Here is a 12,223-nt window from a genome sequence, read left to right as displayed (position 1 = left end):
GGTTCGAGATGTGCATCGGACGAGACACTTGGCGATGGGATATATCGTGCCGTGGCGACAATGCGCGGCTCGACGCCAGTGAAATTAGCCGAAGGACGCATGGGATTCGACGAACGCGACGAGATTGCCGAAACGCAGGAACAAATCGGCGGATAGATCCTCGGGGGCCAGCGTGAAGCCGAAGCGCTGTTCGAGTTGCAGCAGCAAGTCCGTCATATTCATTGAATCCACGCCGACGTCGAAGAGGTTGGTGTCGTCTACGATGAGATCGGTGCTTAGGGTGCTGCCAAGTACCGATAGCAAGCAGGTTTTTACTGTCTCGGACACGCTGGCGGAACTGGGGGAAGCGGGACGGGTTGCCATGAACGATCTCCAGTGCGAAATTTCGAACGGGTTCAGGAATGGGGCGCTTCTGTAGAGCGGTGCGACGCGGCAGAGATGGCCTCCCAGGGAAGAGATGTCGAGCGGAGCGCGGAGCGAGCAATCATGAGTCGCTGTAGGTCCCCGGTGCCTTCCATGATGTCGAACGCCTTTGCATCACGATAGCTTTGCTCGAGCGACGGAAAGGCAGCGGTACCATCAAGGCCGGCGAGATCGATCGCTGTCCTGGTGATGCGGGCGGCTACTTGTGATGCATATGCCTTGGCCATTGACGAGTCCATGGAAGTCGCGATTCCTTGATCGGTTTTCCACGCCGCGTGTCGGCAGAGCAACTGGGCCGTAGTGATTTGCCGATCGATGTCGAGCAGGGCCTCGTTCACATTGATAGAGCGCTGGCGTTGATTCACTGGATGCCCGCCGGCTTCGAAGTAGGCCGCGAGATCGTCGCGTACTCGTCGACATGCGCCGACCATGACCGCGGAAAGTAGGGGGCGGAAGTAGTCCCATGCGTGTTGTGCGCCCGAAAACGCGTCGTTGAGGGGCTTTTCGTCACCGCGTCTGAGAAGCGCGTCGTCAGGTACCTCGCAATCGGTGTAAGAGAGAACCGCAAGCTGACTCGCGCGCAGGCCGACCATTTTCTCGATGCGATCGACAGAGAAGCCCGGGATATTGCGATCGACGTGGAACGCTCGAACGCCGAAACGACCAGCGTGCCGATTCATGGTGGCGAACGTGATCACGTCGTCCGCGCGTGCGCCGTTGGTGATGAAGCACTTGGTACCGTTCAGCACCCAGCCGCGTGCCGTCTTGCGAGCGGTGGTCCGCATCGCGGTCGCATCCGAGCCGCAGTCGGGCTCCGTAATGGCAAACGCACCCCAGCGCGGTGTGTCGCTGCGAAATCGTTTGAAGAAGCGGGTCTGTTGCTCGCCGCTGCCGAGTGCGAGGACGGGCGGCATTGCAAGGCCAGGGCCGGGCAGCGCAAGCGCTAGCGCCGCGTCGGCGTACCCGAGATATTCCATGAGTGTGGTGCGCGACATCAGTGATTGCACGTCTATGCAACCGCCGTACGCGGCCGGAACGAGATTCAAGTTCAGCGCAGTTACGTCCGAGGGTGCACAAACTGCATCTGGAATCTGCCGTGTCCGGTCGGCTTCGGGGCCGTGCAAACGCATGCGCGCAGCAAGCTGATCCAGTTCCAGCCCGTCGGCCGAGAGCTTGGCCCGGATGGTCGCAAGCGTGGATTGCATCTGAGACGACTTCACCGACTGTGACATGAGGGATTTCTCCTGATGGCAACCGACATCGAGTGACCGACATGCAGGGAAATGATGGGTACTCGGCGTATGGTGTTCGGATTGCAGCGTAGGTCCTGGTCACCATCCCGGCTACTCCTAACGTTGGGAGGGAGCCTTGTATGGAGCTGGAAATCTGGCCGTGTCGGGCGCGGATGCCTGATAATGACGCCGGGATACAGCAGTGAATGGCCAACGACGGACGTGACCGATATGGCAGGGCGAAAACCGACAACCGAAAAGAAGATGTCGCCGGCGCAGCCGGATAAACGAGGTTCGCGCGCAATCAAGCGCGGCGACCAAGTGGCCGAGCAGATCAAGCGTTGGATTAACGACGGGCAGGCACGGCCAGGAAAGCGCTTGAACAAGGAGGCCGAGCTTCAGCAGATGTTCAACGTCAGCCGGGGTTCGATGCGCGATGCGCTCAAGGCGCTGGAGATGCAAGGGCTCGTGAGACTGAGTACCGGGCCGGATGGCGGCGCGACGATTACGCGCGTACCACTGGCCCGAGCATTCCAGTCGCTGCAGAACTATCTGTTTTTCGAGAGCGTCACGCTCGAGGACATTTATGCGGTACGCCGCACGCTGGAACCCATGGTGGCGGCGGGTGCGGTTCCTCATCTGAGCGACGCGGATTTCGAAGCGCTCGAGCGCAGTGTGTCCGTTTGCGAGCCGTTCGAAGCACGTCACGCCGAGGCGCTCGACCAGCGCCATGAGGATATCCATTTCCACGATGTACTGGCTGCAGCACATCCGAATGCGTTTCTGCGTAGCCTATGCCAGATCATCAACCAGATGCTGCACACGCTCGTGATCGTGGCGGGGAACGTGACGCAGCAGGACTACCAGGCATTCGGGCGGCACACGGTTGCCGCGCACCGCGCGATACTGGACGCCGCGCGACGTCGGGATGCCGACGCAGTCGCGCAACTCATGACGGCGCACATGGACGAAGCGCATTCGCAGTTGCGCACAGTGCACGCTGCGCTGCAGCAGAAGCTGGTGCTGGATTCAGAGTTGGACCTGGATTCCGATCGTGATGCCGGCTAAAGCATTCAGACCGGATCCGGTCGACTTCTGCTCTTAGCTCATTAGGCAGGGGTTGCGCCGGCCGCGGAGGCGAAGAGCTCGCGTGTCAGCTCGGCGAACGGGGCGCGCCCAAATGCGCGTTCGAGCATATGACTCGCCCACAACACCAACGCATCGGCATGGCGACTGCCTACAATCTGGATGCCGACGGGCAGGCGCGTGGCAGTCATCCCGGCATAGAGGCTTGCCGCCGGCAGTCCCAGCTGATTGCACCATGCCGTGAAATGCGGAAACAAGGCTGTGCTTGAACTCACTTCGGCAAGTGACGGGGCCACGTCGGGATATACCGGGCAGATGAGGAGATCGTGCCGCTCGAAAAACGCATTGACGGCGGCGCCCAACTCTCCCCGTTCGATCAGCGCGCCCAATAGCTCCCCCCGCGAGATGCCGTTGCCGGCTTGCGCGTATGCCTGCAGCGACGGGTCGAGTTCGGCCCACCTGTCGGTCATGCCGTCCGTGAGCTGACGGCAGCATGCACGCCAAAGTGTTGTGTGGACCGCATTGCACTGCGCGACGCCAGGCGGATCGGCGATGTGAACGAGTGCTCCAAGTTCGCGAAACATCGCTGCAGTTCGTACCACGGCATCGTGGATTTCAGCCTCGGCGATGACAGGCAATCCGAGCGTGGGACTGCACGCAATACGAATACCGCCCGGAACGGGAAGGCATGACAGCCCGCGCGCATAGTCTGCTCCCTCGAACGGTAAAGCGTACCAGTCGCGGCTGTCCGGGCGGGTGATGATCGTTAGGATCTGCGCGGCATCCTCGACGCAACGTGTCATCGGGCCGACATGACTGAGCAGACCGAAGGGACCGCGAGGTGCGTGGGGTACTCGCCCAAAACTGGGCTTGAATCCGAAGACGCCGGTGAAGGAGGCTGGGATGCGAATGGATCCGCCGCCGTCCGTGCCGATGGCCACCGGGCCCATTCCGAGCGCAACGGCGACGGCCGCACCTCCGCTGCTGCCACCCGGCGTACGCGAGCGGTCCCATGGATTGCGCGTGGTGCCGGTGAGGGGACTGTCGGTGACGATCTTGTGTGCGAAATCCGGCATGGTCGTTTTGCCAAAGCAGATTGCCCCCGCTTCACGTAGGCGCGCCACGCTGGGACTGTCCGATGCGGCGGCTTCAGGCATCGTTGCCCGCGACCCGTATCGCGTGGGGAGTCCGGCAACGGCGATGTTGTCCTTGATGCTGACCGGGACGCCGTCGAGTTGGCTGAGGGGCGCGCCACGTTGCCAGCGCGCCTCGGACGCCCGCGCCAATTCGAGAGCCTCATCGGCGACTTGGCAGAATGCGTTGACCGTCGAATCCAATGACTGGATCCGTTCCAAGATGGTCTTCATCACATCGACGGGCGACATCCGTCCGTTCGCATACAGCCCGCTAAGTTCCCACGCAGTCAGTTCACACAGGTCGATTCCCATGCCATCCTCCAATTAATTATAATAAACTAACGGTAAGTGTGACCGGCCGCGTTTGTCAAGCTGCGGGGCATCACGCTAGAAGGAGATTTGCCGGGTAAACGCTTGGATAGGGCACGTTGACGAGTGACCGTGACGAGCGTAGATTTAATGATAATAAATAGGTAGTGCGCCAAGCGTGATCCGCAGCGGAGACGCAGAATTCGTGACATGCCGCGTATTTCGGGGCGCAAGGTGTCCAGTCACCGAAATCGGCGACGCGTCGTTTGCTCGAGAGAACTGGGGGCGTTGAGAGGGTATGTGGTGTCGTTGCCGACACCGAGGGTGCTGTGATGCGCCCGGTGAGGAGCGACTTTGAGCGCTATTCCTGCGCGAGTGCTTCCGCGCTCGCAATGAGTGCTCTTTTCTTTTCCTTGCTCAGTCGGCCGGCGATGGCAAGAAGGTTTGCGAGCAGGTCGTCGTCCTCATAGAGGAAGCTGGTGGGAACGAGCATCGCGCGCGCCAGACGTTGGCTGGTTTGAAGCGTGGGCGTATGTTTGCCCTTTTCGTACTGATTGACGCGGGCGCTGGCGGAAAATTCGTCGATGCCCGCCTGAATGCCGAGCTGTTCCTGTGTAAGGCCCGAGCGTAATCGAGCCTGTTTCAGGCGCTTGGGAAACACGGAGGGAGAGGTGGCATCGCTGGACATTCACGGAGTGTCCGGGAAAGGCGTGCCGTTTTTACTAAGTAACTCTTAGTCTGCAGGCTAAAAACTACTTGGTATTGGAGGTCAGGCCGATAGTCTGCGTCAACGCTTCAGCGCTCTTGAGGAGGGCCTTTCTCTTTTCGCGAGGTAACCTTGCAGCAGTTGCGAGAAGGCTTGCGAGCAGGTCGTCTTCTTCGTATAGGTAACTGGTCGGAACCTGCAGTGCACTGGCCAGCCGTTGCCCCATCTGCAGCTTGGGTGTGTGCTTTCCGCTTTCGTATTGGTTCACGCGCGCGCTTGCGGAGAATTCGTCGATACCCGCTGCGATCCCAAGTTGCTCCTGGGTGAGGCGCGAGTGCAGACGGGCCTGTTTCAGGCGCTTGGGGAAAGCAGAGGATGTCGATGAGGGCCGAGGCATCCTAAGAGTTTCTTTAGTTATTGCAGGATTTTTACTAAGTATCTCTTAGCCTAAAAACTAAGAATGTCTTAGTCTGATGGCGGCGAAGTGATGACTTTTCCGCTTGGTGAAACGAGCCTCCGCAGCTTCTCGAGTTGGACAGGATTGGAATGGCGGACATGACATGACGGACTTTTGACGATGGCGACAATCTTGAACATCCTCAGCTACGTGAGCATCCTCGCGCTAGTCGCGCTGGGTCTCGCGATCATCTTTGGTTTGATGGACATCGTGAACCTCGCACACGCGGAATGGGTGACGATTGGGGCCTACACGTTGGCAGTGGCGCAATCGTTGGGCGGCACACATGCGTTCTGGCTCGCGGTGTTTGTGGCGCCGGTGGTTGGTGCAGTGCTCGGGTGGTTCCTTGAGCGCCTCGTGATCCGACTGCTCTACGACCGTCCGCTCGACACATTGCTCGCGACGTACGCGATCAGCTTGATCGTCCAGAAAGCCCTCGAACTGATTTTCGGCACACATCCGATGTTGGTGTACGCGCCCATAGATGGGGCGATTCCCGTGCCGGGGGGCAGCTATCCGGCGTATCGGCTGTTCGTGATTGGCGTTGCAGCGGTGGTGACGACCGGTTGCTGGCTGCTATTTGCCTATACGCGCTTCGGAACTCAGCTGCGTGCGGTGATCCAGCATCCAGCGATGGCAGAGGCAGTCGGTATCGACACGCGACGGCTGAACCGGCTGGCGTTCTGTGGCGGTGCCGCACTCGCATCGCTGGCCGGCGTACTTGTCGCGCCGATGATATCGGTGGAGTCCCACCTTGGCGTCGCCTATCTGGCCAAGGCGTTCTTCGTGATCGTGTTGGGCGGTATCGGTTCGATCGCCGGCAGTCTGCTGGGTAGCGCCTTCGTCGGCACGGCTGAAACGCTGCTCAGCTATCGCGTGGATCCGTCACTCGCCTCGGCGATCGTGCTGGTCCTGTCCATCGTTCTGATCCGTTTCCGGCCACAAGGCCTGTTGCCCGGTTTCAGCGCCGCTCATCAGCTCCACGGTAAAGGTTGAATCATGCTCCGACAACTTCTTGCGAGTGCGCGCCGCTGGCTGTTTCAGCCAGCGATCGGTATCGAAGACATCTCTCCGATGGCAATCGGCGCCGCGATTGTTGCGGCCGCATTGGTCTTGCCGTTTTGCCTGGGGAGCTATTTGCTTTCGACCGTGCGGGATGCGCTGATCATGGGACTGCTGGCACTGAGCTACGACCTGTTGTGGGGCAGGGCCGGTGTGCTCACGCTCGGACACACGACTTTCTTCGGGCTCGGCGCTTACGGTTTCGCAATCGCTACCGTGCAATATGGACAGACGTCCGCCGTCGGCGTGATCGTGGGACTGGTCTGTGCCGTGGTCGTCGCGGCCGTGTTGGGATATTTCCTGTTGTTCGCCGGTGTGCGGTTGCACTTTTTCGCCATCATCAGCATGGCCGTGCTGATTGTCGTCCAGCAACTGGCGACAAGCTGGCAGTCGGTCACGGGCGGTGACACGGGCCTGCTCGGCATTCCGGGATTGTCCTTCTCACCGGTCGGGCGGACGCTCGATTTGAGCGGACCGCGCGGGTCCTGGTATGCGGTCGTGACCGTGCTTGCCGTGCTGCTCGTCGCGACCTGGCTCGTATGCCGCAGCCGGTACGGCAAAGTCTTGGCCGCGATCGCGACGAACGAATGGCGCGCAAAGGCGTGCGGCTATCACACGTCCGGGCACCTTTTGCTGGTGTTCGTTGCATCGGCCGGACTTGCCGCTATCGCAGGAACGCTGATGGCCGCTTGTTCGGGGGTAGTGGCGCCCGATGTGTTTTCGCCGGTGCTGGCGACCGAAGTCATTCTATGGGGGGCGATCGGCGGTAAAGGCACGCTCGGTGGTCCGGTGCTCGCCGCCGTTGGGTTGACGCTGCTCAAGCAAACGGTATCGAGCGCAACTACTGACGGATGGCCGCTTCTGCTCGGCGCATTGTTTCTCTGCTGCGTGCTGTTCTTGCCCAACGGCGTACGACTCGGGGGCTTGATCGCCGGGGCACGTCGGATCGATCGAATTCGACGGGGACGTAGCCACTTACATCGTGCCGAACGCGTTGAAGGAGGCCGGTAATGGATACGCCGCTGATAAAGGGTGAAGGGTTGCAGCGCGCGTTCGGCGGCATTCATGCGGTCGACAACGTCGATGTGTCGATTGGCTCGCGCGACCTGCTGTGCGTGATTGGCCCGAACGGCGCTGGCAAGAGCACTTTGGTCGGGCTGTTGTCCGGTGCGATCACGCCGGGGGCCGGAGAGTTGTATTTAGCCGGCGTGCGCATGACGGGGCGGCCGATGCACCAATTCTGCCGACGCGGCGTGGTTCGCAAGTTCCAAGGCACGAACACATTTCTTTCAATGAGCGTGCGCGAGAACCTCGTCGTCGCAGGCCTCGGTGTTGCGTCGTACCGGGACACGCCGATGCCGAACCCGGACGCCGTTCTGGACGAGATAGGACTGTCGGATCAGGCCAACTTATGTGCGATGACCCTGCCGCATGGTGAACGCCAATGGCTGGAGATCGGTATGGCGATGATGTGCCAACCCGCGTTGCTCTTGCTCGATGAGCCGGCCGCCGGCCTGTCGGCCGCCGATGCGCAACGGCTCGTACGCTTGATTCACCGTCTGCGCGAGCGCTGCGCGGTACTCGCGATTGAGCACGACCTGAGCTTTGTCGAGGCGCTGCAGTGCGAGACCTGGGTCATGCATCGCGGCCAGATCGTTCGGCGAGGCTCCTATGCGGACATCGCGCGCGATGAAGAAATCCGGCGCATCTATCTCGGTCAGGGAGCGGGTCATGCTACACATTGAGAATCTGTCTGTCGGATATGGCGACGTCGCGGTGCTGCATCAACTCGACCTCGACGTCGGGCCAAACGAAGTTGTTGGCGTGCTCGGCTGTAATGGTGCGGGCAAGACGACCCTGGTCAAAGCGATCATGGGCTTGCTGCCACGCGTGACGGGCGACGTGCGGTTTCAGGGGCAATCCATCAACGGTTTGCGGACCCATGCGATCGCCCGACGCGGCATCGGATTGGTTCCTCAGGGGCGCTGGATTTTTCCCAAGCTGACCGTGCGCGAGAACCTCATGATGGGCACTCAGGCTGCGGGTGGTGGGGCGATTCTCGATGAGGTGTTCGAATATTTCCCTATTCTTAAGTCCAGACTCTCGCAGCATGGAGGCACGCTGTCCGGCGGTGAGCAACAGGTGCTCGCGATTGCCCGCGCGCTGTGCGGTCGGCCGAAACTGCTGGTGCTGGACGAGCCGTCCGACGGTGTGCAGCCGAATCTGGTCGAGCTGATCGGCGAGGTCATCCCAACGTTGTGCCGCCGATCGCAGCTCGCCGTGCTCCTAGTCGAGCAGAACCTCGATCTCGTGCTGCGCAGCGCACAGCGCTGCATCGTGCTCAAGAACGGGCGACTTGCCCATGCCGGCCGCATCGAGCCGCGAAGCGGTTCCGCGGGGGCTCATCCGTTGGCGCAATACCTGTCGCCGGCCGCCGAGTCTGACACGTCCTCAATCTCTTCACCACGTTCGACGCATCCCAACCTGAACTCCACCCAATGAAGAACATGATAAACCGCCGTGCCTTTACCCGAACCGCCTTATTCAGTGCCGTCGGCGCACTCACCACTTCCGCTATGCCATCGTTGGTACGGGCCACCACGCCGCTCAAGATTGGCTTGCTTGCACCGCTGAGCGGTCCGCTCACCCGCGTGGGTGAGACCAACCGCAACTGCGCGCAGTTGGCCGTCGACGAAATCAACGCCGCCGGTGGATTGCTGGGACGCCCGTTGCAACTGAGCGTCGAGGATACCCAGATGTCCACTGCTGTGACGCTGCAGAAGGCCAGGCAACTGTTGATGCGCGATGAGGTCGCGGTCCTGACCGGCATGGTGCTACCGTCCGAGCGCGAAGCAGCGTTGCAGGCCGCCAAGTCCGCTGGGCGGCTCGTGATCTACCCGAACTTCGACGAGGGGCGCTGCGATCCGAATCTGTTTACTACGGGCCTGACTGTCAACCAACGCATCGATCCACTGATCGATTGGCTGATGCGCAAGGGTGGTCGCACGGTGTGCGCGGTGGTCTCGGACATCGGCAGCAACCGCAAGGTGCTGGTGCCCAGACTGCAGGCAGCGGTGAAGCGTTACGGCGGGCAGTTTCTCAACGTGTATTGGTTGCCGTTCGGTACGCGCGATTATGGTGCGGTGCTGCAGCAGATCGCCAGCCAGCGCCCACAGATCGTCTGGCACAGCATCGGCGACGACCCGGTCACCTTCGTCAAACAGTACCGCTCGTTCGGCATGAAACCGCTACTGGTGACTGACATCGCGCACGAGTCGCTGTCGATTGCAACCACCGGCGCGTCGACCGGAATCATCGGCGTGTCCTCGTATTTCGTGAGCGTCGACAACCCGGAGAACCTGGACTTTCTCGCGCGCTACACGGCGCATGAAGCTGGGCCACACGACCCTCGGTTAGGGCAGTTGGCCGTGGTGCTACCGCACGGTGAGTGCACGTATGCCGGACTTCGCCTATTTGCCGCGGCTGTCAAGGCGGCCGGCAGCGTCGACGTGGCACGCGTGAAAGCCGCGTTGCCTGGCGTGTCGTTGAATCTGCCGCGTGGGACGGCGGGTGTGAGCCGGGACGGGGATCATGTGTTATGCCAAACCCGCATCGGTCGGGCACTGGCGGACAACAGTTTCGCGGTGTTGGATTCGGCCGGACCGATTCCACCGCAGTGCGAGGGATAGGCATGAGGTAATTAAGCACGTTTTAATTTTTCTCAATTATTAAGGATTACATATGAATGACGTGCTGGAAATGAATGCCGAGCAGCTAATGGTCGGCTACCGGCGTCGCGCGTTCTCGCCCGTCGAGGTTATCTGCGCGGTGCTGGACCGGGTTGCGCACTTCAATCCCTTTGTCAACGGCGTGTGCAGCCTCGATGAGGACAGCGTGCTGGCCGCCGCTCGCGAGTCGGAGCGACGCTGGATGCGCGGGGAGCCATGTGGATTGCTGGATGGCGTGCCGGTCTCGGTCAAGGACCTCGTCGCCGTGCGCGGACTGCCCACTCGATACGGATCGCTCACGTCACCCAGTGCGCCGGAGGCCGACGATGCCCCGGCGGTCGCACGGCTGCGGCAGGCCGGCGCGCTGCTGTTCGGCAAGACCACGACCTCGGAGTTTGGCAACAAGATCGTCACGGACAGCCCGCTCACAGGTATTACCCGTAACCCGTGGGACCGGCGTTTCTCGTCTGGCGGGAGCAGCGGCGGATCAGCTGTAGCGGTTGCGCTGGGCATGGGACCGTTGTCGCTGGCCACAGACGGCGGCGGCTCGATCCGCGTCCCAGCCTGCTGGAGCGGGGTGGTCGGAATGAAACCGTCGTTCAACCGGGTGCCAGCCGGCGCGGCGGTGAGTTGGACGCACCTATCGACGCTTGGCCCGATCGCGCGCTGCGTAAGCGACGCGGCGCTGATGCTGACCGTGATGGCCCACCGAAGCGATGCGCGAAGTCCTGCTTCTGCTTGTCCCGATCTGCGCGTCGGGCTGGACGATGGCATCGCCGGTTTGCGCATCGCCTACTGCCCAGCACCTGCGGGCGTACAGGTTGAGCCCGACATCGCCCTGAGCGTCCGTCAGGCGGTCGGCCTGTTCGAGGCACTCGGGGCACAGGTCGAGGAAACGGACGTGAAGCCGCTTGACGGCTATCTGGAGAGCCGCATACACGCCATTCAGTGGGCCGTGTTCTTTGCACAAAGGGTCCGGCAGCTTCATCCCGCTGCGCGGCCGCAGCTCGATCCGGATGTGTGCGCGCTGGCTGAGGCGGGCGATAGCGTCCTCACTTCGACCTTTGTCGATGCGCTTCAGGCGCGCCACGCGCTCACGGTCGCGATGGCTGCGTTCTTTGAAGACTACGACCTGCTGGTCACGCCGACATTCCACTGCGCCCCACCGCTCGCGGAGGGGCGGCGCGAGCAATCGCGTATGGCGCCGCCATTGACGTCATGGTGTAACCAGACTGGTTTGCCTGCGGCGAGTGTTCCGTGTGGTTTGCCAGGTGGATTGCCGACGGGCCTACAGATCATCGGGCCACCGGGCGGCGATGCGCTGGTGTTGCGTGTGGCACGTGCGTACGAATCCGCACGCGGTCCGTTTCCGGTTCCGACAGAAGCAATGCAGGGCCAGACGGAGGGCGCGGAGGTGCGGACATGAATCTTCCCATTACCAAAATCGTCGTCCAACTCCTCGAACGGCGCGCCGAACTGCACGTACCGGTCGACCCGCCACATCGGCAGGTCGTGGTGGCGGCAGTGCTCCAATTCGACGACTGGCGCGCGGACCCTCCACGCGCGGCGCTCGAGCCGCTCTATGAACTCGGCGCTGAGCTGGGCACGTTGCTGACCGGACGGGCGCGATGGGCGCTGGATGTCGCGCCGTCGGCAATTCAGGCCTACGGCAAGGCCGCGCTCGTAGGCAGCGCGGTACCGCTCGAGTGTGCCGCGGCGCTTTTGCATCCCCGCATGGGCAAGGCCATGCGCGAGAGCTTGCCTGGCGCCACGTCGTTGATCCCGTCGGTGACTAAGCGCGGTGCGCCAGGCACATGCATAGACATTCCCTTGCACTGCACCACCGACATGTGGAGCTTCGACCACTTCGACGCGGTATCGCTCACGCTCGCCGATGCGCCAGCGTCGAACGAGATCGTGGTGGCAATCGCGCTGGCCGACAGCGGTCGGCCGCTCGCGCGGGTACGTCCGGTTTGAACAAGGGCGACGCCACGACACCCCGACACGCACAGACAATCACAAAGACGAAGGAGACATCATGCAGTTAAGGAAATTTCAGGGTAACGCAGGGAAGTGGGTTGTGG

The 12,223-nt window shown here is 61.7% G+C and carries 13 protein-coding genes; 8 read left to right on the top strand and 5 right to left on the bottom strand.

Annotated elements, in window-relative coordinates; translation table 11 throughout:
* Nucleotides 1-84 precede the first annotated feature (84 nt).
* Together QZM67_RS12640 and QZM67_RS12635 are read right to left on the bottom strand one after the other, a co-directional pair.
* The gene (locus QZM67_RS12640) at nt 85-363 is read right to left on the bottom strand and encodes an acyl carrier protein (protein ID WP_301803380.1); all 279 of its coding nucleotides are present in this window, start codon (nt 361-363) and stop codon (nt 85-87) included.
* 32 nt (nt 364-395) lie between these two features.
* Entirely contained in the window at nt 396-1,655 is a 1,260-nt protein-coding gene (locus QZM67_RS12635; RefSeq protein WP_301803377.1) for an acyl-CoA dehydrogenase family protein, read from the bottom strand.
* A gap of 231 nt (nt 1,656-1,886) precedes the next feature.
* Here QZM67_RS12635 and QZM67_RS12630 point away from each other — a divergent pair, with 231 nt between their 5' ends.
* Nucleotides 1,887-2,723, top strand: coding sequence for a FadR/GntR family transcriptional regulator (locus QZM67_RS12630; RefSeq protein WP_301803796.1), 837 nt, complete (start codon nt 1,887-1,889; stop codon nt 2,721-2,723).
* A gap of 41 nt (nt 2,724-2,764) precedes the next feature.
* On the opposite strand, the gene QZM67_RS12625 is transcribed toward QZM67_RS12630, so the two are convergent.
* The 3 genes from QZM67_RS12625 to QZM67_RS12615 all read right to left on the bottom strand — a co-directional run bounded on the left by QZM67_RS12625 (nt 2,765) and on the right by QZM67_RS12615 (nt 5,289).
* Nucleotides 2,765-4,189 (bottom strand): amidase family protein, encoded by a 1,425-nt coding sequence (locus tag QZM67_RS12625; protein WP_301803376.1) that lies wholly within the window; start codon nt 4,187-4,189, stop codon nt 2,765-2,767.
* A 358-nt stretch (nt 4,190-4,547) separates the two neighbouring features.
* Nucleotides 4,548-4,874, bottom strand: coding sequence for a helix-turn-helix transcriptional regulator (locus QZM67_RS12620; protein WP_301803373.1), 327 nt, complete (start codon nt 4,872-4,874; stop codon nt 4,548-4,550).
* 64 nt (nt 4,875-4,938) lie between these two features.
* Complete coding sequence (locus QZM67_RS12615) at nt 4,939-5,289, bottom strand: helix-turn-helix domain-containing protein (protein ID WP_301803371.1); 351 nt, start codon at nt 5,287-5,289, stop codon at nt 4,939-4,941.
* Nucleotides 5,290-5,469: 180 nt separating this feature from the next.
* Between QZM67_RS12615 and urtB the strand changes: the two genes are divergently transcribed.
* From urtB to QZM67_RS12580, 7 genes are read left to right on the top strand one after another with little or no spacing between them, the layout of a single operon-like run.
* The gene (gene urtB, locus QZM67_RS12610; RefSeq protein WP_301803368.1) at nt 5,470-6,345 is read left to right on the top strand and encodes an urea ABC transporter permease subunit UrtB; all 876 of its coding nucleotides are present in this window, start codon (nt 5,470-5,472) and stop codon (nt 6,343-6,345) included.
* A gap of 3 nt (nt 6,346-6,348) precedes the next feature.
* Nucleotides 6,349-7,422 (top strand): branched-chain amino acid ABC transporter permease, encoded by a 1,074-nt coding sequence (locus QZM67_RS12605; protein ID WP_301803366.1) that lies wholly within the window; start codon nt 6,349-6,351, stop codon nt 7,420-7,422.
* Nucleotides 7,422-8,156: an ABC transporter ATP-binding protein gene (locus QZM67_RS12600; RefSeq protein WP_059708329.1), complete on the top strand. Its 735-nt coding sequence runs from the start codon at nt 7,422-7,424 to the stop codon at nt 8,154-8,156. Before QZM67_RS12605 ends, QZM67_RS12600 begins: the two co-directional genes overlap by 1 nt.
* Nucleotides 8,143-8,913 (top strand): ABC transporter ATP-binding protein, encoded by a 771-nt coding sequence (locus QZM67_RS12595; protein WP_301803794.1) that lies wholly within the window; start codon nt 8,143-8,145, stop codon nt 8,911-8,913. Before QZM67_RS12600 ends, QZM67_RS12595 begins: the two co-directional genes overlap by 14 nt.
* An 8-nt stretch (nt 8,914-8,921) precedes the next feature.
* Nucleotides 8,922-10,100 (top strand): ABC transporter substrate-binding protein, encoded by a 1,179-nt coding sequence (locus QZM67_RS12590; RefSeq protein ID WP_301803791.1) that lies wholly within the window; start codon nt 8,922-8,924, stop codon nt 10,098-10,100.
* A gap of 52 nt (nt 10,101-10,152) precedes the next feature.
* Nucleotides 10,153-11,565 carry an amidase family protein gene (locus QZM67_RS12585; RefSeq protein WP_301803364.1) on the top strand — a complete coding sequence of 471 codons (1,413 nt, stop codon included), beginning with the start codon at nt 10,153-10,155 and terminating at the stop codon, nt 11,563-11,565.
* On the top strand, nt 11,562-12,116 hold the full coding sequence (locus tag QZM67_RS12580; RefSeq protein ID WP_301803362.1) for an amino acid synthesis family protein: 555 nt from the start codon (nt 11,562-11,564) through the stop codon (nt 12,114-12,116). Before QZM67_RS12585 ends, QZM67_RS12580 begins: the two co-directional genes overlap by 4 nt.
* Nucleotides 12,117-12,223: the final 107 nt, after the last annotated feature.

This window comes from Burkholderia sp. AU45251 (assembly GCF_030482905.1).
GTDB lineage: Bacteria > Pseudomonadota > Gammaproteobacteria > Burkholderiales > Burkholderiaceae > Burkholderia > Burkholderia aenigmatica.
This window is presented reverse-complemented; position numbering and strand designations above follow the sequence as displayed.

Coding starts and splice junctions, on each gene's coding strand:
- urtB (WP_301803368.1), top strand. CDS start 5,470: ATGGCGACAATCTTGAACATCCTCAGCTACGTGAGCATCCTCGCGCTA.
- QZM67_RS12585 (WP_301803364.1), top strand. CDS start 10,153: ATGAATGACGTGCTGGAAATGAATGCCGAGCAGCTAATGGTCGGCTAC.
- QZM67_RS12580 (WP_301803362.1), top strand. CDS start 11,562: ATGAATCTTCCCATTACCAAAATCGTCGTCCAACTCCTCGAACGGCGC.
- QZM67_RS12630 (WP_301803796.1), top strand. CDS start 1,887: ATGGCAGGGCGAAAACCGACAACCGAAAAGAAGATGTCGCCGGCGCAG.
- QZM67_RS12595 (WP_301803794.1), top strand. CDS start 8,143: ATGCTACACATTGAGAATCTGTCTGTCGGATATGGCGACGTCGCGGTG.
- QZM67_RS12635 (WP_301803377.1), bottom strand. CDS start 1,655: ATGTCACAGTCGGTGAAGTCGTCTCAGATGCAATCCACGCTTGCGACC.
- QZM67_RS12640 (WP_301803380.1), bottom strand. CDS start 363: ATGGCAACCCGTCCCGCTTCCCCCAGTTCCGCCAGCGTGTCCGAGACA.
- QZM67_RS12620 (WP_301803373.1), bottom strand. CDS start 4,874: ATGTCCAGCGATGCCACCTCTCCCTCCGTGTTTCCCAAGCGCCTGAAA.
- QZM67_RS12605 (WP_301803366.1), top strand. CDS start 6,349: ATGCTCCGACAACTTCTTGCGAGTGCGCGCCGCTGGCTGTTTCAGCCA.
- QZM67_RS12615 (WP_301803371.1), bottom strand. CDS start 5,289: ATGCCTCGGCCCTCATCGACATCCTCTGCTTTCCCCAAGCGCCTGAAA.
- QZM67_RS12600 (WP_059708329.1), top strand. CDS start 7,422: ATGGATACGCCGCTGATAAAGGGTGAAGGGTTGCAGCGCGCGTTCGGC.
- QZM67_RS12625 (WP_301803376.1), bottom strand. CDS start 4,189: ATGGGAATCGACCTGTGTGAACTGACTGCGTGGGAACTTAGCGGGCTG.